Consider the following 23,700-nt stretch of genomic DNA (forward strand, 5'->3'; position numbering starts at 1 on the left):
GGCAGCAGGCAAAGGCAATGAGCGACAAATTTAATCAATCGACATCCCGATAGCAATAGAAGTTATCTATTGGTGAATAGATTTGTTTCATTGGTTTTGGCGCGGCGGCTTATCTAAACTTGAGGCCCGAATACAGCTTATAAGCGTCTCGCATGATCCCTTTCAATTCACGGTTGCCCAGTCTGGATGAGCTGGTGGAGGAGGTGGCCGTGTCAGTCAACATCAACGGCATCAACCATGCCGTCATGATGGCCACCCCGGACGATCTCGACGATTTCGCCATCGGTTTTCTGTTTGGCGAGGGGATCATCGGGGGCAACCACGATGTACACGATATCCAGAGCACCCCGTCCGAGCACGGCATCGTGCTCGATGTCACCATCGCCAACCGCTGTCTGGCAATGCTTGGCCAGCGCAAGCGCCGCCTGGCCGGTGCCAGCGGCTGTGGCATCTGCGGGGTGGAGGCCATCGAACATGCGTTGCCCGTGCTCACCCCGCTGACCCCGGGTGCCCCCTTCGACACCGCCTCTTTGCAGGATCTGCGGGAGCGCATCGTCCCCTGGCAGAGCAAGGCCCGCCAGAGCGGCGCCCTTCATGCCGCCCTGGCGCTGGATGATCGCGGCGAGATCCTGGCCTGCCGGGAGGACATAGGGCGGCACAACGCCCTGGACAAGCTCATCGGCATGCAGCTGCGCCAGCCGGTGCAGGCCGCCACCCTGGTGATCACCAGCCGCTGCGGCAGCGAACTCATTCACAAGGCGGTGCAATTTGGCGCCGCTCACCTCATCAGCCTTGCTTCCCCCAGTCAGCTCGCGGTGCGACTGGCCCTGAAGTACAACCTGACCCTGATCCATGTGCCCCGATCCGATGCCCCGGTCTGCTATGCCAGCCCCCGCGCCCAGGATCACGTTGGAGACTCCCATGTCCAGTCATATTGAAAAACCGGCCAAGGCCGGCGGCTTTTCCTCCCTGCAGTCCACCTTCAAGCAGGTGCTGCGCAGCCAGAAGACCCGCCAGAACATCAAGAACCTGCTGCGGGTCAACCAGACCGACGGCTTTGACTGTCCCGGCTGCGCCTGGGGTGACAACAAGCAGGGGGCCTTCCAGTTTTGCGAGAACGGCGCCAAGGCGGTGGCCTGGGAATCCACCGGCAAGACGGTGGGGGCCGATTTCTTCGCTGAGCATTCGGTGCGCCGTCTCGCCACCCAGAGCGACTACTGGCTCGAATATCAGGGGCGACTGACGGAGCCCCTGCGCTACAACCCGGCCACCGATCACTACGAGCCGGTGAGCTGGGATCAGGCGTTTGCCCTCATCGCCGACAAACTCAAGAGCCTGGCCAGCCCCGACGAGGTGGAGTTCTACACCTCGGGACGCGCCAGCAACGAAGCCTCCTACCTCTATCAGCTGTTTGGCCGTCTCTATGGCACCAACAACTTCCCCGACTGCTCCAACATGTGTCACGAGGCGAGCGGGGTGGGGCTTATCCAGTCCGTCGGGGTGGGCAAGGGCACCGTGGTGCTCGATGATTTCGACGCCGCCAAAGCCATCTTCGTCTTTGGCCAGAACCCGGGCACCAACCACCCGCGCATGATGAACGCCCTGCGCAAGGCGGCACGCCAGGGGTGCCAGATCGTCACCTTCAACAACCTCAAAGAGGTGGCCCTCGAGCGCTTCGCAAGCCCCCAGAGCCCGGCGGAGCTACTGACCCCGGCGGCAACCACCATCAGCCACCAGTACCTCACGCCAAAGCTGGGCGGTGACATGGCGGCCATTCGCGGCATGGCGAAATACATCCTGGAAGAGGAGGGGGGGCGCATCGATCTCGCCTTCATCGAGCAGCACACCGCGCACTTTGACGACTACCTGGCCCAGGTGAAGGCCACGGAGTGGACGCAGATCGAGGCGCAATCCGGCCTCGGTCGGGAGGCGATCACCCGGGCGGCGCAGATCTTCGCAAGCAGCGAGAGCGTGATCAGCTGCTGGGCCATGGGGATCACCCAGCACAAGCATTCGGTCGACACCATTCGCGAAATCGTCAACCTGCACCTGATGTGCGGCCAGATTGGCAAGCCGGGGGCCGGACTCTGTCCGGTGCGCGGTCACAGCAACGTGCAGGGCAACCGCACCATGGGGATCAACGAGAAACCCAATGCCGCCTTCCTCGATCGCCTGGAGCGCCGCTTCCCGGTGGGCTTCAAGCGCACGCCGGGGCACAACGTCTACGAGGCCCTCAAAGCCCTTCATGGCGGCAAGAGCAAGGTGCTCATCTGCCTTGGGGGCAACCTGGCAGCCGCCGCGCCGGATACCGAGTTCACCTATGAAGCGATGCGAAGGAGCGAGCTCAACGTGCAGATCAGCACCAAGCTCAACCGCAGCCACCTCATGGTGTCAAAAGATGCCCTGATCCTCCCCTGCCTGGGCCGTACCGAGCTCGATCAGCAGCGCTCCGGGGTGCAGAAGATCACCGTGGAGGACACCTTCAGCATGGTGCACGCCTCCACCGGGATGAACGAGCCGGTCTCGCCGCTCTGTCTCTCCGAGATAGACATCGTGGCTCGCATGGCCGAGGCAACGCTTGGCAGCGATCGGGTGGACTGGCTGGCGCTGCGGGATGACTACGGGCTGCTGCGGGATCTCATCGAGGAGACCATCGCGGGCTTTGGCGACTTCAACCGCCGCATCGAGGAGCCCTGCGGCTTCCATCTGGAGAACAGCGCCGCCCTGCTGCGCTGGAACACCGCGAGCGGGCGCGCCGAATTCAGGGCGAGCCGTTTGCCGGACTCCATCCTGCCCGAGTGCACCAGCCACGCGGAGCAGATGGTGGACCAGCCCGTGCTGCTGCTTCAGAGCCTGCGCTCCCACGATCAGTACAACACCACCATCTATGGCATGGATGACCGCTATCGCGGCATCAAGGGGCGACGCAACGTGGTCTTCATGAACGAGGAGGATGCCAGGAGGCTGGGGCTCGCCGAGGAGCAGCGGGTAGACATGAGTGCGGTGTGCAACGACGGGCGCGAGCGGGTGGTGCGGGGCTTTAGCGTCATCTTCTACGAGATCCCGAAAGGCAACATCGCCGCCTACTACCCGGAGACCAACCCCCTGGTGGCCATCGAGAGCATAGGGGAGGGCTCTTTCACCCCCACCTCCAAATCGGTGCCCGTACTGGTGACCCCGAGCGCCGCCTCGGTCGAGAGCCTGGCCGTCACGCTCTGATCTCCTGACATGGATACCGTCCGACCCCTGCCATGGCAGGGTTTTTTTTATGGCCGAACGGTGTCCGGCAAAGCCTGGGCCGATCAGCCCAGGGCCACCACCACGCAGTTTCGGCCCTGGCTCTTGGCATCATAGAGCGCCTTGTCCGCCTCCTTGAGCACGGCGGCGATGCTGGTGGCATCCGCCCCCCAGTGGGCGACGCCGAGGGAGATGGTGATGTGGCCTGCTACCTCCATGTCGTGGCTCGCCACCCGGGTACGCAGGCGCTCGGCGATCTTCTGCGCCTGTGCAAGGGAGACCCCGGGCAGCAGCAGCAGGAACTCTTCGCCGCCGCTTCGACACAAGGCGGCATCGGAACGCAGATCCTGCTGCATCAGGGTGGCGAGGGAGACGATGACGGCATCCCCCACGTCGTGACCGAAGCGGTCGTTGATGGCCTTGAAGTGATCGATGTCCAGGGCAATCACCGTCAGGGGCTGACGTTCGGCCTCGTACTCGTCCAGCATCTGCTGCATGGCCCGGCGGTTGAACAGGCCCGTCATGGGGTCGGTGTGGCTGTCGGTGTGCAGCTTGTCGATCTTGGTGTTGAGCAGCCCCAGCCCCTTGAGGATGGCCTGCTTCAACTGGGCCGCTTCGAAATACCAGGCGCGGATCCCCGAGATGCTGGTGGCGGCCCCCTGCTGATCCATGAGTCCGGCCCGGTTGGCCAGTTGTCGCAGGGGTCTGGCGATGATGGTGGCCGAGAGCCAGATGACGAAGAGAATGAAGAGGGTGACCGGGATCATCCCCTTGAGAATGTCGCTCATCTGTTGATCGAGTCTCGCTAGAGTGGCGCTGCTGGGGCGCTGGGCCACTATCCCCCAGCCTGCGTCCGCCACCGGAGCGAAGCCCGAGAGCATCTCGTTTCCATCGGTGTTGTACATGGTTTGTGCTCCCCCGTTGCCCTGTAACACCTCGTCTACTATCCGGTTGGACGCCACTTTATGGCCAATAAGTTCAGGATCCGGGTGGTAGATGAGGGTGCGCTGGCGGTCCACCACATAAAGATAAGAACCATCCTGGTAGTAGTGCTGCCCCAGCAGGCTGGAGAGCACGCTGGCGGACCCCAGATAGATGGTGCCGGCGACATAGCCGAGGTAGCGCTTGTCTGCCGAGAAGATGGGGTGGGAGAGGCTGATGAGGTAGTTGCCGGAGAGGGAGACAAAAGGATCTGAGATGATCGGCTTCTGCTTCTTCAGGGTGTTTCTCGCATGGGCCGAGGTCAGTTTGGCCCCTTTCACATTCAGAGTCTCGGGGGAGACAGCAACAATGGTTGCCTCGGTGTTGACCACGACCACTGAGTTGAAGGTATTGGTACGTCTACGCAGTTGGGTTACCTCCTCCTCGAGCCCTGCGATGTCATCGGTCTGCAGCAGGGGGGCAAGTTGGCTAGCGCTGTAAGCCAGTTGTTCCTGGGCTGAGTGCAGCATGGTCTCGGCGGAGGCGGCGAGCTTGGCGGCATAGACCCGGTTCGCCTCTAGCGTGTTGTCGATGAGCAGTTGCCGTTGTGCCTGATAGATGGCGTAAAAGCTGTTGCCAAAGGTAGCCAGCACACCTATGACGGCCAGCGCAAGGATGAGGCGATGCAGATCAAACCTCAGCAGCCAGTGAGAGTGCATGAACGAAACGGATCCTTGTCATGGTGTCGGGTTAGGAGGGCATTTTAAGGGGGGCGGACTGCCTAATGCCATCGTTAATGTGATTTTCGAATGATTCCCTTTCATGGGGTGTCCCAGGTGGGAGCCCCGTCCCCTGTCGTCATGAGGCCGGTGAGGGCCGGATCCGCCAGCTCCGCCACCGTCTGCCAGAAGGGGGCGACGAGGGGATTGTCGTTGCCCGGCGGGCGAATGAGCCCGATGATCCAGCTCGCGTCGGCCTCCCCGAGGGGCAGGGTCAGCACATCGGGATGCTCAATGGTGGTGGAGGAGGGGACCAGGGTCCAGGCGATGCCGGCCGCCGCGGTGGCGATGCCGGCAGCGAAGTCGTTCACGTACTGGATGTCCTGAAAGCGCAGGCCGCTCTGGGCGAGGTAATGGATGAACTGATCGTAAAAAGAGGGGGCCTTGTCCCGGCGCAGGATGGCGAGCGGCTTCTCCTGCAGATCGGCGAGCCCTGCCACCCCCTGATAGCCTGCGGGCAGCACGGCGACGAAATGGGCGCGCACCACGGGCAGCACCGGCCAGCCCTTGGGTGCGGGCAGGCGGCAGAAGCCAAGATCCAGGCGACCCTCCGCCAGTGCCAGCAACTGGTGATGGGTGGAGAGATCGTTGAGCTCGATGGCGACCCCGGGGCGGCTGGCCCGAAAGCGGGCGATGGCGGCGGGCACCAGCAGCTTGGTGGCGACCCCGAAGCCGATGCGCAGGGTACCCGCGTGGCCCGCCAGCACGTCGCGGGCGCTGCGGGCGAGCTGCTCGCTCTGGGCCACCAGGGTGCAGGCGTCGGCGTAGAGGGCGCGCCCGAGCACCGTCAGCCGGGTGCTGCCGGCGTTGCGCTCGAACAGCTCGCCGCCAAGGTCCGCCTCCAGCCGGCGGATCTGCTTGCTCAGGGCCGACTGGGTGACGTGCTGGCGCGCCGCCGCCTGACCAAAGTGCAATACCTCCCCCAGGGTGACGAAGGCTTTCAGGTCTCTCAACTCCATGGTGCCTCGCTTGATTCCAGATAGGAATGATAGGTGGCCATATTTGTCATTGGACGGAATTCTAGAAGTGTTGGATGCTGGTGCCAACTCATTTCGGGCCCCTGTACGGGGTCGACGTATCACGGGATGGCCCCCGCCATCCGCGCAGAAGGAGCAACACCAGATGCATCATCACAAGTTCAACGACTTCCCGAACGGTTTCCTCTGGGGCGCCGCCTCCGCCGCCTATCAGGTGGAAGGGGCCTGGAACGAGGAGGGCAAGGGCCCCTCGGTATGGGACAGCTTTACCAAATTGCCGGGCAAGACCTTTGAAGGGAGCAACGGAGACGTGGCGGTGGATCACTACCACAGGGTGGAAGAGGACGTGGCGCTGATGGCCGAGATGGGGCTCAAGGCCTATCGCTTCTCGGTGAGCTGGCCGCGCATCTACCCGACGGGGCGTGGCGAGGTGAACGAGGCGGGGCTCGCCTTCTACGACAGGCTCATCGACGCCCTGCTGGCCCACGGCATCGAGCCGGTGCTGACCCTCTATCACTGGGATCTCCCCCAGGCCCTGCAGGATGAGTACGGCGGCTGGGAAGACAGGCGCATCATCGACGACTTCGAGCGCTATTGCGTGACTCTCTATCAGCGCTTCGCCGGCAAGGTGAAGTACTGGGTGTCGCTCAACGAGCAGAACTACAACCTGACCAACGCCTACCAGCTTGGCACCCATCCTCCCGCGGTGCAGGACAGGAAGCGTTTCTTCGCCGCCAACCACATCGCGTTTCTCGCCAATGCCCGGGTCATCAAGGCGTTTCGCCAGCACGTGCCAAACGGCCTGATCGGGCCGAGCTTTGCATACTCCCCCGCCTATCCGGCCTCCTGCGCCCCGAGCGACATGCTGGCGTTCGAGAATGCCGAGGAGTTCACCAACCTCTGGTGGCTGGATGCCTACTGCTTCGGCCGTTACCCCCAGGCGGCGCTCGCCTATCTGCGGGAGACCGGCGAGGCGCCGGAGATCCTGCCGGGCGATCTCGAGCTCTTGCGCGAAGGCACCCCCGACTACATCGGGGTCAACTACTACTACACCCTGACCTTCACCGACAACCCCCTCGGCGGCCAGACGATGCAGCGCATCAACACCACGGGCAAGAAGGGCACTACGCCCTCCAGCGGCATTCCCGGCCTCTACAAGACGGCCCCCAATCCGCACCTTGAGACCAGCAACTGGGACTGGGCCATCGATCCCACCGGGATGCGCATCGCCCTGCGTCGGCTCTCCTCCCGCTACGCCCTGCCGCTGATGATCACCGAGAACGGCCTGGGGGAGTTCGACAAGCTGGAAGCCGGGGACAGGGTGAACGACGACTACCGTATCGCCTATCTGCACAGCCACCTCAAGGCGTGCCAGGAGGCGATGCAGGACGGGGTCGAGCTGATTGGATATTGCGCCTGGTCCTTCACCGACATCCTGAGCTGGCTCAACGGCTACCAGAAGCGCTACGGCTTTGTCTACGTGGACAGGGACGAGCAGGGAGGGTCTCTTCGTCGCATCAAGAAAGAGAGCTTCCACTGGTACAGCCAGGTCATTGCAAGCGGTGGCAAGACCCTGTAACGGGCCCGGTGCGCCGCACCTCGTCTGCCCAATGCCGGAAGGCCCCCTCATCGGAGGGGGCCTTCCTTGTTTGTGCAGCAGGCAATCATGACCGCCTAGATAAACATGCCGCCCGAGGCTTCGATGCGCTGGGCTGTGATCCAGCGGCAGTCATCGGAGAGCAGGGCGGCGATGGCGCCACCGATGTCGTCGGGCTGACCCACCCGGCCAAGGGCGGTCTGGCTCGCGAGAAAGTCGTTGACCCCCTTGTTGTCGCGCACCACGCCGCCGCCAAAATCGGTCTCGATGGCGCCGGGGGCCAGCACGTTGACCGCGATGCCCCTGGGGCCCAGCTCCTTGGCCAGATACTGGGTGAGCACCTCGACGCCCCCCTTCATGGCGGCGTAGGCGGCATAACCCGGCATGGCGAAGCGGGTGAGGCCGGTGGAGAGGTTGAGGATGCGACCGCCGTCTGCCAGGAGGGGCAGGAGCGCCTGGGTCAGGAAGAAGGTCCCCTTGAGGTGGATGTTTAGCAGGGTGTCGAACTGCTGCTCCGTGGTCTGCTCGAAGCTGGCATGAATGCCGATCCCGGCGTTGTTGACCAGGAAGTTGAAATGGGTGCGCTGCCACTCCCGGGCGAGCAGTTGCGTCACCTCCTCTGCAAAGGCCGCGAAGGTGGCGCTCTCGCCCACGTCCAGAGCCAGGGCATGGGCCCGAACGCCGAGGGCGCGGGCCTGGGTCACCACCGCCTCCGCCTCTGCGGCCTGGCTGCGATAGGTGATGATGAGGTCGACGCCTTTGGCGGCGAGGGCCAGGGCCCCGTGCTTGCCAAGGCCGCGGCTGGCCCCGGTGATGAGGGCGATGGGTCTGGTCATGGTATGACTCCTGTCAGGGTGGCGGACACAGGCTCGATACGAGCCGACCGGATCACTGTATTGTTCCTTTTAAACTGGATAAATAGCGTGATAATAGAATCACTGTTCCGTTAATCGAGACAATCAGGCCATGGATCAACTGGATGCGATGAGAGCCTTCGTGCGGGTTGCCGAGCTGGAGAGTTTTACCCGCTGCGCCGAGCAGACGGGCATCCCCAAGGCGACCCTCTCTGCCGCCATCCGTCGGCTGGAGGAGCGCATGGGGACCCGGCTCCTGCTGCGTACCACGCGGCGGGTGCAGCTCACCACGGACGGCCAGCTCTGCTATGCCAGATGCCGGGAGCTTTTGGCGGACATGGAGGAGTTTGACGGCCTGTTTCGCCAGGGGGGGCAGATCTCGGGACAACTGCGGGTCGACATGCCAAGCCGGATGGCCCGTCACCTGGTGATCCCGGCCCTGCCGGACTTTCTGGCGCAGCATCCCGCCCTGCAACTGATGCTGAGCAGCACGGACAGGCGGGTGGATCTGGTGCGCGAGGGGTTTGACTGCGTGGTGCGGGTCGGGGCGCTTGAGCCCTCCAGCCTGGTGGCCAGGCCCCTTGGTCACTATCGCCAGATCAACTGTGCCAGCGCAGGCTACCTGGCTCGCCACGGGGTGCCCCGCACCCTTGGGGATCTGGCGGGCCACCGGCTGGTGCACTATGGTTCCGGGTTTGGTGCCGGGCAGGGGCGCAGCGAGCCCGGCTTTGAATACCTGGCGGAAGATGGCCACCGCGCCCTGCTGCCCATGGCGGGGGCCCTCATGGTCAATGACAGCGAGACCTACCTGGCGGCGGCGCTGGCGGGGCTTGGCATCATCCAGATGCCGCGGGTGGGGGTCGAATCCCTGCTCGCGGGGGGCGAGCTGGTGAGCATCCTGCCCCAGTGGCAGCCGCCGCCGCTCCCCATCCACGCCCTCTATGCCCATCGCCGCCAACTGGCCCCCAGGGTCCAGCTCTTCATCCACTGGCTGGCGGGGTTGCTCGCCGCCCATCTCGGGGGCGCCTCAGAGGCGGCTGCGCCTTGAGCGAAACTCCCTCGGCGAGAGGGCAAACTCCTCGCGAAAGAAGCGGGTAAAGCTGCTCTGGCGGGCAAAACCCAGGCGCTCCCCCACTGTCTGCAGGGGGAGGGCGGGATCCTGCAACAGGCGGCAGGCCTCCTCCCGGCGCACCCGCTCCAGCAGGCCCGAGAAGTGGCACCCTTCCTCCCGCAGATGGCGGTTGAGGGTCCAGCGGGTCAGTTTGAGGTGCTCGCACACCCCATCGAGCAGAGAGGAGGCCTCGGCGCTCTCTTGCCACAGCTGCTGGCGGATGAGTGTCATCACCCTGTCCCGGTAGCGGCTGCTTGGGCGAAGCTGGGCCATCTGCCGGTCGAGCTCCCCGAGCAGCAGGGGTTGCAGGGGCAGGTTGCACTGCCCGTGGGCGAGATCGAGCAAGGCGGCGGGAAAGCGCAGCTCGAAGTCCGCCCCCTGTTGCAACCGCCCTTCCAGCCAGCCTGCCAGCTCACGCCACAGCCTGGGGCGTACCGGGGTGGGCAGCACCAGCAGCCCCTGGCCCGGGTGGTAGAACTGGAGCAGGGCATAGAGGTGGCAGAGGTTGGCCAGGCTGCTCAGGGCGATGACGTCCGGGTGATCGGACTCCGAGTGGTAGCTGATCCTGGCCTGCCCCTCTTCTTCTTGCAGGCGGATCTCGTCGCTCTCGCCGATGAGGGGGCGGTAGGCGAGGAAGAAGTGCAGGGCCTGGCGAAGGGTGGCGGCGTTGCAGCACAGGCTCGCCAGCGACATGAAGTCGGCAAAGAGGCCAGGGAGGGCGGGGGGCGTCCAGTCGAGGGCCAGATCCACGTGGGGGGCTGCCCCGGCCAGCAGCCGGAAGTGGCGCCCGGTGTCGAGCCGCCCCTGGGGGATCAGCAGCTCTTCGTGAGCGATGCCGCAGGGGTGCAGGAGGGCAGCAGGATCCCGCCCGCGGGCCTGCCAGTGGTTGAGGCAGTGCAGGGCAATCCGGTTGGAGACGGTCTTCACGGCAAAAATCCTTGTCAGCGGTGGCCCACCATCATCGGCCAACGGCGGCGGATTGCCGTGAGCCAGCGCCGCTTTCATGTTTCAGATTTGTAACCAAGGGTAACCCTGCAACCCTTTTCACACTTTTCAATCCTGCTCCCAACCGGCAACTTCCTGCACCCGACGGGCAAGTGAGAGGGGCCGCTTTTGCATAGAGTGGCGACTCCTACACACACAAGGAAGATAACAACAATGAAACACCACTCGCTCTCCCGAACCCGTGTCGCCCTCGCCATCGGGGCCCTGCTGCTGGCAGGGTGCAACGACAACGATTCCACCCCCAAGCCCGAGCAGCCCGTTCTGGGCCACCGCACCGTCACCCTCATCGAGCAGGACGGCCTGCAATTCAAGGATCTCGATGGCAGCGGCACCCTGACCCCCTACGAGGACTGGCGCCTCGGCGCCGCCGAGCGGGCCCGGGATCTGGTGGGCAGGCTCACCCTGGCCCAGAAGGCAGGGCTGATGATGCACGGCACCCTGGTGCTGGACGGGGCGGGGCGGGTGAACCTCGCGGCCATGGACAAGATGCTGCGCGAGGACGGGGTCAACACCTTCATCACCCGCATGGCCGGTGATCCGGCGGCCATCGCCGCAGACAACAACACCCTGCAGGCCCTGCTGGAAGGGGTGGGATTCGGCATCCCCATGACGGTGAGCACGGATCCCCGCAACCACTTCACCCATGATCCGAACGCCACCAGCATCGGTGCCGGGGCCTTCTCCCAGTGGCCCGAGACCCTGGGGCTGGCCGCCATCGGCGATGCTGCCCTGGTGCAGCGCTTTGGCGACATCGCCCGTCAGGAGTACCGTGCCGTCGGCATCCACGAGGCCCTCTCGCCCCAGGCGGATCTCGCGACCGAGCCGCGCTGGGGCCGCATCAACGGCACCTTCGGGGAAGACAACCTGCTCGCCAAGTCCCTGGTCAAGGCCTACATCGAGGGCTTCCAGCAGGGGAGCGAGGGGATAGGCAAGGAGAGCGTGGTCACCGTGGTCAAGCACTTCGCCGGGGCCGGTCCCCAGAAGGACGGGCTGGATGCCCACAACCCCTGGGGCAAGGAGCAGGTCTACCCCGGCGGCCAGTTTGCTTACCACCTGGTGCCCTTCGAGGGTGCCTTCGAGGCCAGGGTGGCCGCCGTGATGCCCTATTACGCCATGCCCCTGGGCCTGACCCAGGATGGGCAGCCCGTCGAGGAGGTGGGGTTTGGTTTCAACCGCCAGATCATCACGGATCTGTTGCGGGGCCACTTCAAGTTTGACGGCGTGGTGCTGAGCGACTGGGGCATCGTCAATGACTGTGACAGCCGCTGCGAGCAGGGGCTGACCCAGGATGAAGTCAATGCCGGGGTGAGCCCCTGGACCGTGCCCTTTGGCATGTCCTGGGGCGTGGAGAAGCTCACCAAGGCCGAGCGTTATGCCAAGGCCATCGACGCCGGGGTGGATCAGTTCGGTGGCGTGGAAGATCCGGCTCCCCTGCTGGCGGCGGTGCAGAGCGGTCTGGTGACCGAGGCGGCCATCACCACTTCGGCCGAGCGGATCCTGGCCCAGAAGTTTGCCCTCGGGCTCTTCGAGAATCCCTATGTGGATGCCGAGGCCGCGGTGGCCCTGGTGGGCAAGGCCGAGTTCCAGCAGGAGGCCCAGGCCGCCCAGGCGGCGTCTCACGTGCTGCTGAAGAACGAGGGGGCCCTGCTGCCGCTGAAGGCGGACGGCAAGCGGGTCTATCTGCACAATGTCAACGCCGAGGTGGCCAGGGCCAACGGCTATACGGTGGTGACGAACCTGGCCGACGCGGAGCTTGCCATCGTGCGGGTCAACGCCCCGGGCGAGCAGGACCCCCGCTTCCCGTTTGGCAGCATCCACTTCGGCCAGCTCGGCTTTGCCAGCAATGCTCAGGTGGTGCAGGAGACGGCCCACGAAGGGGTCTACCGCGGCGCGGATGACTATGCCGCCATCCAGGCCATCGAGCAGGCCGGGGTGCCCCTGGTGCTCTCCGTCTATCTGGACAGGCCCGCCATCCTGACCGAGGTGGCCCCGGCGGCCCGGGTGCTGCTCGCCAACTTCGGCGCCCTGGATCAGGCCCTGTTCGATGTCATGAGCGGCACCCAGAAGGCACGTGGCAAGCTCCCCTTCGAGCTGCCCTCGAGCTGGCAGGCGGTGCTGGCCCAGTCCCCGGACGTGGCCAAGGACTCACAAAGCCCGCTCTATCCCTACGGGGCCGGTCTGGCCTATTGACGGACAGGGATGTTCTGTCTCTCATCAAGGCGCCTTCGGGCGCCTTTTCCATTGCCCCCATCGACAATCCCGGTTTGGCGCAAGGGGTTGGCTTGGGCATAATGGCGCCCCGGCAACGGGTGCGGTGGCCAGTGTGGCAGGCACCCGGTCACAGTGCACAGGAGATGAGATGAAATTTATCGGAGCCCACGTCAGTGCGGCGGGCGGGGTGGAAAACACCATCGCCCGGGCCAAAGCCATCGGGGCCAACGCCTTCGCCCTGTTTACCAAGAATCAGCGCCAGTGGCAGGCGGCGCCCCTCTCCGAGGCCAGTATTCGCGCCTTCAAGGCCGCCTGCGAGAAGGAGGGCTTTCGTCCCGAGCAGATCCTGCCCCACGACAGCTACCTCATCAACCTGGGTCATCCCGACCCCGACGCCCTCGCCAAGTCCCGGGATGCGTTTCTGGACGAGATGAAGCGCTGCGAGCAACTGGGGCTGTGCTACCTGAACTTCCACCCGGGCAGCCATCTCAAGCAGATCCCCGAGGCGGTGAGCCTCAAGCTCGTGAGCGAGTCCATCAACTGGGCGCTGGAGCGCAGCGAAGGGGTGACGGCGGTGATCGAGAATACCGCCGGCCAGGGCACCAACCTCGGCTGGTCGTTCGAGCACCTGGCCACCCTCATCGACGGGGTAGAGGACAAGAGTCGGGTCGGCGTCTGCTTTGACACCTGCCACGCCTTCGCCGCCGGTTACGATCTGCGTACCCCCGAGGGGTGCGAGGCGGTGTTTGCCGACTTCGACCGCATCGTGGGGTTCGAGTACCTCAAGGGGATGCATATCAACGGCGCCAAGTGTACCTTCGGTAGTCGGGTCGACCGTCACCACAGCCTGCGGGAGGGCAACCTCGGCGAGGCGGTGTTCCACCACATCATGAACGACGACCGTTTCGACGGCATCCCGCTTATCCTCGAGACCATCGACGAGTCCATCTGGGGCGAGGAGTTAAGCTGGCTGCGCAGCCTGGCCGGGAGCCCGCGCCCGGCGTGATGCCGGGGTCCACCATTGGGTAGCAAGGAGAGACGATGCACGACGAGACAAGGGCGCCCCTGCGCTTTGGCATTGCCGGGGCGGGGGCCATCGCCCGGCGTTTTTGCCGCGATGTGAACGGGCACGCCAGGGGAGCCGAGGTGGTGGCCATCGCCGCCCGGGACCAGGGACGGGCGGACGAGTTCGCCCGGGATCTGGGGCTGCCCCACGCCTATGGCAGCTATGAGGCCCTGGCCGCCAGCCCCGAGGTGGAGGCCGTCTATGTGGCGGTCATCCACCCGGAGCACGCGGGCCTGGTGAGGCAGATGCTGCTGGCGGGCAAGCACGTACTGGTGGAAAAACCGGCGGTGACCCGGGTGGCGGATTGGGACGCCCTGGTGGCGCTCGCCCACGCACGGGGCCTGCTGCTGCTCGAGGCCATGAAGGTGATGTGCTTCCCCGCCATGCGCGCCCTGTTGCAGCGCCTGCCCCTGCTGCCGCCGCCGCGCGAGCTGCGGGCGGCGTTCGGTTCGACCCAGCCCAGGGTGGGCAAGCTGTTCGATCCTGCCCTCGACGGCGGCGCCGCCTGGGACGTGGGGGTCTATCCCCTCTGGCTCCATGCCGCCCTCTGCCATCGGCTGGGGCTGGGCTGCCCCGCCCCCGAGGTGACGCTGACGCGGGCTCCGGGGGAGGTGGATCTCACCGCCAGCTTCACGTTCGATGAGCCGTTTCGGGCCGAGCTCGGGGCCTCCATCATCGAGGATCTCGAGCGGGAAGCGTCCTTGTCCGGGGAGGGGTGGCGCCTGGTCATCGAGGGCAAGTGGTGGAATCCCCAGCACATTCGCTGGCAAGGGGGGCCTGCCCCCGTCATCTGGCCGGCGGACATCTATCTGCCGGTGGAGGGGGGCGGCATGCAGCACGAGGCGGATCACTTCGCCGATTGCCTGCGCCACCGGCTGCTGGACTCCCCCTGGGTGCCCCAGGCCGTGACCCGGCAGGTGCTCGGCTGGATTGAAGGGGGACTCGCCGGCTGAGGCCGGGGAAGGGCTGAGGGTCGAGGGGAGCATCGGCTGAACGACAAGGGCGCCAATGGCGCCCTTGTCGTATCCGAAGGGGTTCTCACGCCAGGGTCTGGGCGCGGCAGAAGGCCAGGAAGCGGCGCAGGGCGACGGAGTGGAACTTCTGCTTGTGCCAGACGAGGGAGAGCTGGCGGGGGAAGCGGCGACTCGGGGTGAGGGCCACCAGGCGCCCCTGTGCCAGCCGGTCCGCCACCGCGAGGCGGGAGATGAAGGAGATGCCGAGCCCCTTCTCCACCGCCAGCATCACCGCCTCCAGGGTATTGAGCTCTATCCCCGCCTGCCAGCGGGGCAGGTGGGGCTGGAGCTGCTGCTCGAACTGCTCGCGGCTGCCGGATTGCGCCTCGCGCAGCACCCAGGTTTCCCCGGCAAGCCGGCGCAGGGGCAGCTCGAGCTGATCCGCCAGGGGGTGACCGGGGGCGGCGATGATGAGCATCTCGTCCTCCAGCCAGGGTTCGCTCACCAGGTCCGGGTGGTGGTTCTCCCCCTCGATGAGGGCGAGATCCAGCTCGAAGTGGGCGAGGGCATGGCACAGGAGGTGGGTGTTGGCGATGGTGACCCTGGGGGCGGCTCCCAGCTCCTGGGCCCCCTCCGCCAGCAGGGCGGGCAGCAGGTAGTTGCCGATGGTCTGGCTGGCCCCGAGGTGCAGCTGGCCGCTCGGCTCGGCATCGGGGCTGAAGAGCTGCTCTATCTCCTGCATCCGGGTCAGCAGCTCCTCGGCGGCCGGTTGCAGCAGGCGCCCCTCGCTGTTGAGCTGAAGCCTCGGGTGCACCCGGTCGAACAGGGGCGTGGCGAGCTGGCGCTCCAGCTCCTGCAGCGACTGGGAGACGGCCCCCTTGCTCAGGCAAAGTTCATTGGCGGCGCCCCCCAGGTTGCCGTGGCGGGCGATGGTGGCAAACACCTTGAGTTGTTGCAGGGTGAGCTTCATATCGTTTGATTTTCCTAAACGCTAAGTTCAATTCATTTAGATATCGTAAACGATAGACCCCCTTTATCCTATGCCCATCGTCATCATCAAGAGGGTATTCGCCATGATCGCAAGAACCCGCCGCTCCCTGGCCGCCGCCCCGACCCCCATGGCCGGTCTGGCTCTGGGGATCGCCAGCCTCGGCTGGTGCTGGGAAAATGCCGGTCAGTTCGATGGCCGTCTGCAACTGCTGGGGGCCGCCATCGCCGCCGTGCTGCTCCTCGTCCTGACCTTCAAGTTTCTGATCCACCCGCGCCTGCTGTGGCAGGATCTCGCCCATCCCGTGGTGGGCAGCGTGGTGCCCACCTACGCCATGGGGACCATGGTGGTCTCCAAGGCGGTCGGCCTGCTCGCCCCGACCCTGGGGCAGGGGCTCTGGCTGTTTGCGGTCATCATCCACCTCGTCTTCCTCGCCACTTTCGTCTGGCACAGGGCCAGAGCGTTCGAAATCCATCACATGGTGCCGAGCTGGTTTGTGCCGCCGGTGGGGATCATCGTGGCTGACGTGGCCTACCCGGGCGGTCCCTTCGCATCCCTGGCCACCGGCCTGCTCTGGTTCGGCATGGCCTGCTACGGCCTGATGCTGCCGCTGATGCTCTATCGCCTCATCTTCAGCCACGAGGTGCCGGATGCCGCCAAGCCCACTATCGCCATCCTGGCCGCCCCGGCGAGCCTGTCGCTGGCCGGCTACCTCACCGTGAGCCAGGATCCCTCCCTGCTGCTGGTGGCGGTGCTGCTCGGGATCGCCGTGCTGATGACCGGCATCATCTACCTGGCCTTCATCAAGCTGCTGCGCCTGCCGTTCTCGCCGGGTTACGCCGCTTTCACCTTCCCCCTGGTGATCGGGGCCACCGCCCTGTTCAAGGTGAGTCACCTGCTGTCGCAGTGGCCGGAGGCGGCCCGCTATGCCGAGCAGCTCCATCAGCTGGCCTATCTGGAGCTGGGGGTGGCCACCCTGGTGGTGGGTTACGTGGCCCTGCGTTACCTGATGTTCTTCCTGCCGGCGGTGCAGGATGACCTGCCGGGGCAGCCCGCACGCCGCTAGGCACAAGGTTTTCATCCCCCCTCGTCATCGACCCCGCCCGTGCGGGGTCTGCCGTTCGTGATGCAGTGACACAGAGGGGAATCAAATGAAGCAGATTAATTTTGTCAATCCGTGAAGTGGCTTAAATAGTTGCCCATACAGGCGACATTCAGTTGGCGTTAACTGGTAATACCTGTCACGATGCGCGCCACTTTATCTTCCCATTGTTTTGTCGTGCCCCATGTCCTCATCTGATCCCGTGTTTGACGCCCGATTCCAGCCTCGTCTGCTGCACCCCCGTTACTGGTTGAGCTGGCTCGCCCTCGGCGCCATCGGTGTGCTCGCCTTCGTGCCCCCGCGCTGGCGGGATCGCCTGGCCGATGCTCTGACGCCCCTGGTATGCGCCATCTCGAAGAAGCAGATCTACATCGCCAGGACCAACCTCGCCATCTGCTTCAAGGAGAAGAGCGAGGCCGAGCGGGAGGCCATCCTGATGACCTCCATCCGGGTCGGCCTCAAGAGCCTGCTGGGCTTTGGCGAGTTCACCTGGCGCAGCCCCGCCCACGTGATGGGGCGGATCCAGGTCAGCGGCTGGGAACATATCGAGGCGGAGCAGGCCGCTGGCCGACCGGTGATCCTGGTGGTGCCCCACAGCTGGCCCATCGACGCGGCGGGCTACTACTTTGCCCAGCGGGGCCTGCCCATGTGCACCATGATGAAGAGCGCCCGCAACCCGGTGTTCGACTGGCACATCAACGGCGCGCGGGCCCGGCACGGCTGCCGCGTCTATGAGCGCAGCGCCGGCATCAAGCCGGTGATCAAGGCGGTGAAATCCGGTCTGAGCTTCTTCTATCTGCCGGATCAGGATCACGGCCGGGAGGCAAGCCTGTTCGCCCCCTTCTTCAACCACCCCAAGGCGACGTTGCCGGCCCTGCCACGGCTGGTGAAGCTGACCGGCGCCCGGGCCCTGCCGGTGCTGGCCTGCTATGACGAGCAGGCGCACGGCTACCGGTTGGAGGTCGAGGCTCCCTACGCCGACTACCCGAGCGGGGATCTGATGGCGGATACCTGCCGCATGAACGACAGCGTGGAGCGCCAGCTCTGCCGCCACCCGGGCCAGTACATGTGGTTCCTCAAGATCTTCGACACCCGTGAGGATCAGGTGGGGCCGGATGGCCTCTACGAAGAGGGGATCCGGCGCATCCGCCGGGGCCTTGCTCCTCACCCCTGAGCCTTGCGCTCACCCGGTGCAAAAATGTGGCCCCAAGCGGGCCACTTTTTATTTCTAACTTGTCTGATCAGTGACTTGGCGCGGGGGCGCTGTGCAGGGCAGGGTAGAAAAAGTTGTCAGGATCACTAAAATGACGCTCTGTTTTGATGATTCGATGGCGACCATGTCCGCACAAGATCCGGTGTTTGACACCTCTTTTCATCCGCGCCTGCTGCACCCCCGTCTGTGGGGCAGCTGGCTGGCCGTCGCTCTGCTCTCCCTGCTGGCCTGGGTGCCGGCAAGGGCACGGGACAAGCTGGCCGACTACCTGGCCCCCCTGCTGCTGCGCGTCTCCAGGAAGCAGGCCTACATCGCCGACACCAACCTCAAGATCTGCTTCCCCCATCTCGACGAGGCGGGCCGTCAGGCCCTGCTGCTGAAATCCATCCGGGTGGGGCTCAAGACCTTCCTGGGCTTTGGCGAGCTGACCTGGCGCAGCCCCGACTTCCTCAAGGGGCGCGTCAAGGTGAGCGGCTGGGAGCACGTGGAGGCGGAGCGGGCAGCCGGTCGCCCCATGATCTTCGTGGTGCCCCACACCTGGGCGGTGGACATGATTGGCCGCTACTTCCCCCTCCAGGGGATCAAGATGTGCACCATGATGAAAAGCCCCAAGGATGCGGTGTTCGACTGGTACATCAACCGCGAGCGCAGCAAGGGTGGGCGTATCTACGAGCGCAGCGTCGGCATCAAGCCCGCCATCAAGGCCCTGCGCAGCGGCGACAGCTTTTTCTATCTGCCGGATCAGGATCACGGCCGGGAGGCGAGCCTCTTCGTGCCCTTCTTCAACCACCCCAAGGCGACCCTGCCGGCCCTGCCCAAGCTGGTGAAGCTGACCGGTGCCCGCGCCGTGCCCATTCTGGCCTGCTACGACGAGGACGAGGGGTGCTACCGGCTGGAGATCGAGGCGCCGTTCGATCCTTATCCCACCGCGGATCTGGTGGCGGACGTCAACCAGATGAACCGCATGGTGGAGCAGCAGCTTGGCCGCTTCCCCGAGCAGTACATGTGGTTTCTCAAGATCTTCGAAACCCAGGAGCACGATCAGGGCGAGGACGGTCTCTACGAGGCGGGGATCCGCCGCATCCGCCAGGGGCTGCCACCGGAACCTTGATCGACACGGCCCCCTTGCGGGCCGTTTCTGACAGGGGTGGCAGGCCACCAGCAAACAGGTGCAAACAAGGTGCAAATAGGGTAAAAGGGCGGTCATGAAAATTCCAAATCGAATCCAACCTCTGGTTGATGACGGCCTGGTGGACGATGTCATCAGCCGGCTGATGAGCGGCAAAGAGGCCGACGTCTATGTGGTGCGCTGCGGCGACGAGATCCGCTGCGCCAAGGTCTACAAAGAGGCGTCAAAGCGCAGCTTCAAGCAGGCCGTGGTCTATCAGGAAGGGCGGCGGGTACGCAGCAGCCGCGATGCCCGCGCCATGGAGAAGGGCTCCAAGTACGGTCGCAAGCAGCACGAAGAGGTGTGGCAGAACACCGAGGTGGATGCCCTGTTCAAGCTGGCGGCGGCCGGGGTGCGGGTGCCCAGGCCCTATGTCTGCCTCGATGGCGTGCTGCTGATGGAGCTCATCACCGACGCCGACGGCAACGTCGCTCCCCGTCTCAACGACGTGGCCCTGACCCGTGAGCAGGCTCTGGTGGATCATGGCAAGGTGATCCGCTACGTGGTGCGCATGCTCTGCGCCGGGCTCATTCACGGGGATCTCTCGGAGTTCAACGTGCTGGTGGACGAAGAGGGGCCCGTCATCATCGACCTGCCCCAGGTGGTGGATGCCGCCGCCAACAACCAGGCCAGGGCCATGCTGGAGCGGGATGTCGACAACATGCGCAACTACTACGGCATGTATGCCCCCGAGCTGCTCAAGACCCGGTATGCCCGGGAGATGTGGTCCTTGTTCGAGGATGGCAAGCTGGGCCCCGAGACCGAGCTCACCGGCCTGTTCGAAGAGAGCCGGGAGGCCATCGATCTGGATGGCGTGCTGCACGAGATAGAGAGTGCCCAGGAGGAGGCCATGGCCCGCCGGGCCAGGTTGCAGGCGGAGCAGGAAGAGGAGTCCTGACGGGCCTTCATTCCAATCAAAAAGAGCGCCATGGGCGCTCTTTTGTTTTGGACCCTGGCTCAGAGCCCGGTCAGGGGTGGCGCCTTGAGACGGGGCCCCTGGTAACCCGTCACCTCGCCAAAGCGCGGATGACCGCTCTCCCAGTCGGCGGCGGCGGTGCGAATGGCCTCCTTGTCGACGCTCACGAAGTTCCACCAGATCTGCAGCGGTTTGGGCAGGGGCTCGCCGCCGATGAGCAGCAGCCGGGCGCCCGGGCGCAGGGTCAGCGCCACCTCCCGGTTGCCGGGGGGCAGGTAGAGCAGCTGCTCCGGGGCCAGGGCCTCCCCTGCGACGATGGTCTCCCCCGCGAGGGGAAAGAGGCCGTGCTCGAAGGCGGGATCCAGGGGAAGGGTGATCTCGCCTCCCTCGGGGGCGTGCAGATCCAGCCCCAGAATGGGGGAGAAGTGCAGGGTGGGGGCGCGCCGGCTGCCGTGCTCGCCGATGAGCAGAGTGAGGGTGATCTCCCCTTGCTGCCAGCGGGGGAGCGTCGGGTAGTGATCGAAGCGGGGCGGGGTATGCTGATCCGCCTCTGGCAGGGCTATCCAGAGCTGGGCGGCGTGCAGATCGGGCTGGTTCGGGACCGACTCCTCCGTGTGGGCGATGCCCCGTCCTGCGGTCATCAGGTTCACCTGGCCCGGACGGATCACCTGCTTGCTGCCCAGGCTGTCCCGGTGGAGGATCTCCCCCTCCAGCATCCAGGTGAAGGTCTGCAGGGCGATGTGGGGGTGGGGCCCCACATCCATGCCGGGGGCGCCGGGGGCAAAGCGGGTCGGGCCGATATGATCGAGAAAACACCAGGGCCCGATGGTGCGCCGCTCCTTGACCGGGATGGCGCGAGCCACCGGGATGCCGCCCACATCGGTGAGGCGGGAGGCAATGCGTTGCCACTGTTGTGTCATGGGGTGCTCCTTGTCGAGGAAAAGGTTGGCGCGCGCAGGCCGCAGCGTCTGCCGGAAGTTGGACATGCCGTCTCGCCCGGTGCCTGTGAGTGATGCCGAGGTTACTATGCCCCAATCCGGCGCCGGATGGCAAAGACGGGGCACAGCGCCTGCCCTGAGGGCCCAGCCCGGCAATTGCAGCCGGGTACTGTATGAACGTACAATAGTCCCATCCCACTCTTGAGCCCGACCACCTGCATGACCGACATCCAGCCCCTCCCTCCCGTGACCCCGCCGCTCGACGGCTTCATCCTGACCCGCCATGGTCGGGATGTGCAGGGGCGTACCGAGATCGTGATGTGGCTCTGGAGCGCACAGGGACCGGTACGGGTGGTGGTGCCGGGGCAGGAGCCGGTCTTCTTCCTCCCGGAACGCCACCTGGAGGAGGCGGCAGAGCTTTTCAAGGGGGCCGGGGTGAGGGGGCGTTTTCGCCGCCTCCCCATGCACACCTTCGAGGGGAGCCGGGTGGTGGGCTGCTACTTTGCCACCCTGAGCGCCTTCCACCGCGCCATCGAGCTGCTGCTCATCCGCGGATTGGAGCACTTCGAGGCGGATGTCCGCCTGCCCGAGCGCTTTCTCATGGAGCGCTTCATCACCGCCGGGATGCGCTTTGACGGCAAGGCGAGGCGAAAGGGGGGCAGGCAGGGTTACTGGGAGGTAAACGAGGCGCGCTGTGCGCCGCAGGCGGTGACGCCGACCCTCTCCTGGGTCTCCCTGGACGTGGAGTGCGCCATGGATGGCACTCTCTTCTCGGTGGGGCTTCATAGCGAAGAGGACGCGCGGGTCATCATGATTGGTGCCCCGGAGCCGGACTCGCAGGACTGGGAGACCCCCGTCGAGTGGGTGGCGGACGAGCCAGCCCTGCTCGGTGCCCTGGAGGGCTGGTTCAGCCTGCACGATCCCGATCTCGTCATCGGCTGGAACGTGGTGAATTTCGACTTTCGCCTGCTGCTGCGCCGCGCCGAACTCCACAAGCGGCGGCTGCGGCTCGGGCGCGGGCGGGAGCTCTGCTTCTGGCGCTCGTCCCGAAACGACCCCCAGAGCGGCAACGTCATCATCCCGGGGCGCATGGTGCTGGACGGCATCGATACCCTCAAGAGCGCCACCTGGCAGTTCCCGAGCTACAGCCTGGATGCGGTGGCGAGCGAGCTGCTCGGGCGGGGCAAGGACATCGAGGACGTGGCCAACCGGGGGGAGAAGATCACCGAGCTGTTCCACTCCGACAAGGAGGCGCTGGCCCGCTACAACCTGGAAGATTGCAGGCTGGTGTGGGAGATCTTCGATTTCTGCCACCTCATCCCCTTCGCCATCGAGCGCGCCTCCCTCACCGGTCTTGAGCTCGACCGGGTGGGCGGGTCGGTGGCGGCGTTCACCAACCTCTATCTGCCACGGCTGCACCGCGGTGGCTATGTGGCGCCCAACCTGCCGGCAGACGGCGGGCTCGCAAGCCCCGGCGGCTATGTGATGGACTCCAAGCCGGGGCTCTATCGCCACGTGCTGGTGCTCGACTTCAAGAGCCTCTATCCCAGCATCATCCGCACCTTCTGCATCGACCCCATGGGGCTGGTGGAGGGGCTCAAACACCCGGATAACGCCATTCCAGGCTTTCGCGGCGCCCTGTTCTCCCGAACCCGCCACTTCCTGCCGGATCTCATCGCCACCCTCTGGGCGGCGCGGGATCGGGCCAAGGCCGCCAGTAACAAGGCCCTCTCCCAGGCCATCAAGATCATCATGAACTCCTTCTACGGGGTGCTGGGGTCGGGGGGCTGCCGCTTCTATGACCCGAGGCTCGCCTCCTCCATCACCTTGCGGGGCCACGGCATCATGCAGCAGACCCGGGAGTGGATAGAGGCAGAAGGGTTCGAGGTGATCTATGGGGACACCGACTCCACCTTCGTGCACCTGGGGAGCGATATCCGTCTCGAACAGGCGGACGAGATTGGCCAGCGACTGGCGAAGATGATCAACGACAACTGGGCCGCGCTGATAAGGCGGGAGTTCGACCTGCCGAGCCATCTGGAGATCCAGTACGAGACCCACTACCGCCGTTTCCTGATGCCCACCATTCGCGGGCTGGAGAAGGGGAGCAAGAAACGCTATGCGGGACTGGTGGGCGAAGGGGAAGGGGAGCACCTGGTGTTCAAGGGGCTGGAGACGGTGCGCACCGACTGGACACCCCTTGCCAAGGCATTCCAGACCCGGCTCTACGAAATGGTGTTCCACGACCAGGATCCCAGCAGTTATGTGCGCACCATGGTGGACGAGACCCGGGCCGGCCGTCACGACGATCTGCTCATCTACCGCAAGCGGCTGCGCCAGAAACTCGAGGAGTATCAGAAGAACGTGCCGCCCCATGTGCGGGCGGCGCGCCTGGCGGATGAGGAGAATCTGCGCCGCGGCCTGCCCCAGCGTTATCAGCACAGGGGCACCATCGCCTACCTGATGACCCTGAACGGCCCCGAGCCTTTGGAGTACCGGCGCAGCGCCGTCGACTACGAGCACTACATCGACAAGCAGCTCAGGCCCATCGCCGACGCCATCCTTCCCTTTGTGGGGGAGTCGTTCGAGCGGATCTGCGGCCAGCAGCTCGATCTCTTCTGACGAAGCGAGGTAAACGCGGCGGCCATGGCACGACAATGGCGG

The 23,700-nt window shown here is 65.2% G+C and carries 18 protein-coding genes; 12 read left to right on the forward strand and 6 right to left on the reverse strand.

Going from position 1 to position 23,700, the window contains the following annotated elements; translation table 11 throughout:
* The first annotated feature begins 152 nt into the window (after nt 1–152).
* Nucleotides 153–938: a formate dehydrogenase accessory sulfurtransferase FdhD gene (fdhD, locus tag C2U47_RS20505; RefSeq protein ID WP_029314473.1), complete on the forward strand. Its 786-nt coding sequence runs from the start codon at nt 153–155 to the stop codon at nt 936–938.
* Nucleotides 922–3,219, forward strand: coding sequence for an FdhF/YdeP family oxidoreductase (locus tag C2U47_RS20510; protein ID WP_010674611.1), 2,298 nt, complete (start codon nt 922–924; stop codon nt 3,217–3,219). Before fdhD ends, C2U47_RS20510 begins: the two co-directional genes overlap by 17 nt.
* Before the next feature lie 83 nt (nt 3,220–3,302).
* Here the strand turns inward: C2U47_RS20510 and C2U47_RS20515 are convergent, their stop codons facing one another.
* Both C2U47_RS20515 and C2U47_RS20520 read right to left on the reverse strand, forming a co-directional pair.
* The gene (locus tag C2U47_RS20515; RefSeq protein ID WP_010674612.1) at nt 3,303–4,877 is read right to left on the reverse strand and encodes a sensor domain-containing diguanylate cyclase; all 1,575 of its coding nucleotides are present in this window, start codon (nt 4,875–4,877) and stop codon (nt 3,303–3,305) included.
* A 101-nt stretch (nt 4,878–4,978) separates the two neighbouring features.
* Nucleotides 4,979–5,896 carry a LysR family transcriptional regulator gene (locus tag C2U47_RS20520; protein ID WP_010674613.1) on the reverse strand — a complete coding sequence of 306 codons (918 nt, stop codon included), beginning with the start codon at nt 5,894–5,896 and terminating at the stop codon, nt 4,979–4,981.
* A gap of 163 nt (nt 5,897–6,059) precedes the next feature.
* Between C2U47_RS20520 and C2U47_RS20525 the strand changes: the two genes are divergently transcribed.
* Nucleotides 6,060–7,493, forward strand: coding sequence for a glycoside hydrolase family 1 protein (locus tag C2U47_RS20525; RefSeq protein WP_010674614.1), 1,434 nt, complete (start codon nt 6,060–6,062; stop codon nt 7,491–7,493).
* Between the two features lie 95 nt (nt 7,494–7,588).
* Here the strand turns inward: C2U47_RS20525 and C2U47_RS20530 are convergent, their stop codons facing one another.
* Complete coding sequence (locus C2U47_RS20530; protein WP_010674615.1) at nt 7,589–8,347, reverse strand: SDR family NAD(P)-dependent oxidoreductase; 759 nt, start codon at nt 8,345–8,347, stop codon at nt 7,589–7,591.
* 130 nt (nt 8,348–8,477) lie between these two features.
* On the opposite strand from C2U47_RS20530, the gene C2U47_RS20535 reads away from it, so the two are divergent.
* Nucleotides 8,478–9,413 (forward strand): LysR family transcriptional regulator, encoded by a 936-nt coding sequence (locus C2U47_RS20535; protein WP_010674616.1) that lies wholly within the window; start codon nt 8,478–8,480, stop codon nt 9,411–9,413.
* Here the strand turns inward: C2U47_RS20535 and C2U47_RS20540 are convergent.
* Nucleotides 9,393–10,403, reverse strand: coding sequence for a helix-turn-helix transcriptional regulator (locus C2U47_RS20540; protein WP_010674617.1), 1,011 nt, complete (start codon nt 10,401–10,403; stop codon nt 9,393–9,395). The two genes, C2U47_RS20535 and C2U47_RS20540, sit on opposite strands and share 21 nt — an antisense overlap.
* 231 nt (nt 10,404–10,634) lie before the next feature.
* On the opposite strand from C2U47_RS20540, the gene C2U47_RS20545 reads away from it, so the two are divergent.
* From C2U47_RS20545 to C2U47_RS20555, 3 genes are all read left to right on the forward strand, one after another.
* On the forward strand, nt 10,635–12,671 hold the full coding sequence (locus C2U47_RS20545; RefSeq protein WP_010674618.1) for a glycoside hydrolase family 3 protein: 2,037 nt from the start codon (nt 10,635–10,637) through the stop codon (nt 12,669–12,671).
* Nucleotides 12,672–12,840: 169 nt separating this feature from the next.
* Nucleotides 12,841–13,698, forward strand: a complete 858-nt coding sequence (nfo, locus tag C2U47_RS20550; RefSeq protein WP_010674619.1) for a deoxyribonuclease IV — start codon at nt 12,841–12,843, stop codon at nt 13,696–13,698.
* A 35-nt stretch (nt 13,699–13,733) separates the two neighbouring features.
* Nucleotides 13,734–14,711 carry a Gfo/Idh/MocA family protein gene (locus tag C2U47_RS20555; RefSeq protein ID WP_010674620.1) on the forward strand — a complete coding sequence of 326 codons (978 nt, stop codon included), beginning with the start codon at nt 13,734–13,736 and terminating at the stop codon, nt 14,709–14,711.
* A gap of 85 nt (nt 14,712–14,796) precedes the next feature.
* Here the strand turns inward: C2U47_RS20555 and C2U47_RS20560 are convergent, their stop codons facing one another.
* Nucleotides 14,797–15,681: a LysR substrate-binding domain-containing protein gene (locus C2U47_RS20560; protein WP_010674621.1), complete on the reverse strand. Its 885-nt coding sequence runs from the start codon at nt 15,679–15,681 to the stop codon at nt 14,797–14,799.
* A 103-nt stretch (nt 15,682–15,784) separates the two neighbouring features.
* Between C2U47_RS20560 and C2U47_RS20565 the strand changes: the two genes are divergently transcribed.
* The 4 genes from C2U47_RS20565 (at nt 15,785) to C2U47_RS20580 (ending at nt 20,080) form a co-directional block, all read left to right on the forward strand.
* Nucleotides 15,785–16,765 (forward strand): TDT family transporter, encoded by a 981-nt coding sequence (locus tag C2U47_RS20565; RefSeq protein WP_029314475.1) that lies wholly within the window; start codon nt 15,785–15,787, stop codon nt 16,763–16,765.
* Nucleotides 16,766–16,985: 220 nt separating this feature from the next.
* Nucleotides 16,986–17,975: a lipid A biosynthesis (KDO)2-(lauroyl)-lipid IVA acyltransferase gene (locus tag C2U47_RS20570; RefSeq protein ID WP_010674623.1), complete on the forward strand. Its 990-nt coding sequence runs from the start codon at nt 16,986–16,988 to the stop codon at nt 17,973–17,975.
* Between the two features lie 154 nt (nt 17,976–18,129).
* On the forward strand, nt 18,130–19,125 hold the full coding sequence (locus tag C2U47_RS20575) for an LpxL/LpxP family acyltransferase (RefSeq protein ID WP_029314477.1): 996 nt from the start codon (nt 18,130–18,132) through the stop codon (nt 19,123–19,125).
* A gap of 94 nt (nt 19,126–19,219) precedes the next feature.
* Entirely contained in the window at nt 19,220–20,080 is an 861-nt protein-coding gene (locus C2U47_RS20580) for a PA4780 family RIO1-like protein kinase (protein ID WP_029314478.1), read from the forward strand.
* Nucleotides 20,081–20,139: 59 nt separating this feature from the next.
* Here the strand turns inward: C2U47_RS20580 and C2U47_RS20585 are convergent, their stop codons facing one another.
* On the reverse strand, nt 20,140–21,018 hold the full coding sequence (locus tag C2U47_RS20585; RefSeq protein WP_010674626.1) for a pirin family protein: 879 nt from the start codon (nt 21,016–21,018) through the stop codon (nt 20,140–20,142).
* 237 nt (nt 21,019–21,255) lie between these two features.
* Here C2U47_RS20585 and C2U47_RS20590 point away from each other — a divergent pair, with 237 nt between their 5' ends.
* Nucleotides 21,256–23,658, forward strand: coding sequence for a DNA polymerase II (locus C2U47_RS20590; protein ID WP_010674627.1), 2,403 nt, complete (start codon nt 21,256–21,258; stop codon nt 23,656–23,658).
* The last annotated feature ends 42 nt before the right edge of the window (nt 23,659–23,700 follow it).

It is taken from the genome of Aeromonas sp. ASNIH7 (assembly GCF_002903485.1).
GTDB classification, from domain to species: domain Bacteria; phylum Pseudomonadota; class Gammaproteobacteria; order Enterobacterales; family Aeromonadaceae; genus Aeromonas; species Aeromonas caviae.

What these genes read in the sequence shown, in the direction of transcription:
- fdhD (WP_029314473.1), top strand. Translation starts at nt 153, where the DNA reads ATGATCCCTTTCAATTCACGGTTGCCCAGTCTGGATGAGCTGGTGGAG.
- C2U47_RS20510 (WP_010674611.1), top strand. Translation starts at nt 922, where the DNA reads ATGTCCAGTCATATTGAAAAACCGGCCAAGGCCGGCGGCTTTTCCTCC.
- C2U47_RS20515 (WP_010674612.1), bottom strand. Translation starts at nt 4,877, where the DNA reads ATGCACTCTCACTGGCTGCTGAGGTTTGATCTGCATCGCCTCATCCTT.
- C2U47_RS20520 (WP_010674613.1), bottom strand. Translation starts at nt 5,896, where the DNA reads ATGGAGTTGAGAGACCTGAAAGCCTTCGTCACCCTGGGGGAGGTATTG.
- C2U47_RS20525 (WP_010674614.1), top strand. Translation starts at nt 6,060, where the DNA reads ATGCATCATCACAAGTTCAACGACTTCCCGAACGGTTTCCTCTGGGGC.
- C2U47_RS20530 (WP_010674615.1), bottom strand. Translation starts at nt 8,347, where the DNA reads ATGACCAGACCCATCGCCCTCATCACCGGGGCCAGCCGCGGCCTTGGC.
- C2U47_RS20535 (WP_010674616.1), top strand. Translation starts at nt 8,478, where the DNA reads ATGGATCAACTGGATGCGATGAGAGCCTTCGTGCGGGTTGCCGAGCTG.
- C2U47_RS20545 (WP_010674618.1), top strand. Translation starts at nt 10,635, where the DNA reads ATGAAACACCACTCGCTCTCCCGAACCCGTGTCGCCCTCGCCATCGGG.
- nfo (WP_010674619.1), top strand. Translation starts at nt 12,841, where the DNA reads ATGAAATTTATCGGAGCCCACGTCAGTGCGGCGGGCGGGGTGGAAAAC.
- C2U47_RS20555 (WP_010674620.1), top strand. Translation starts at nt 13,734, where the DNA reads ATGCACGACGAGACAAGGGCGCCCCTGCGCTTTGGCATTGCCGGGGCG.
- C2U47_RS20560 (WP_010674621.1), bottom strand. Translation starts at nt 15,681, where the DNA reads ATGAAGCTCACCCTGCAACAACTCAAGGTGTTTGCCACCATCGCCCGC.
- C2U47_RS20565 (WP_029314475.1), top strand. Translation starts at nt 15,785, where the DNA reads ATGATCGCAAGAACCCGCCGCTCCCTGGCCGCCGCCCCGACCCCCATG.
- C2U47_RS20570 (WP_010674623.1), top strand. Translation starts at nt 16,986, where the DNA reads ATGTCCTCATCTGATCCCGTGTTTGACGCCCGATTCCAGCCTCGTCTG.
- C2U47_RS20575 (WP_029314477.1), top strand. Translation starts at nt 18,130, where the DNA reads ATGGCGACCATGTCCGCACAAGATCCGGTGTTTGACACCTCTTTTCAT.
- C2U47_RS20580 (WP_029314478.1), top strand. Translation starts at nt 19,220, where the DNA reads ATGAAAATTCCAAATCGAATCCAACCTCTGGTTGATGACGGCCTGGTG.
- C2U47_RS20585 (WP_010674626.1), bottom strand. Translation starts at nt 21,018, where the DNA reads ATGACACAACAGTGGCAACGCATTGCCTCCCGCCTCACCGATGTGGGC.
- C2U47_RS20590 (WP_010674627.1), top strand. Translation starts at nt 21,256, where the DNA reads ATGACCGACATCCAGCCCCTCCCTCCCGTGACCCCGCCGCTCGACGGC.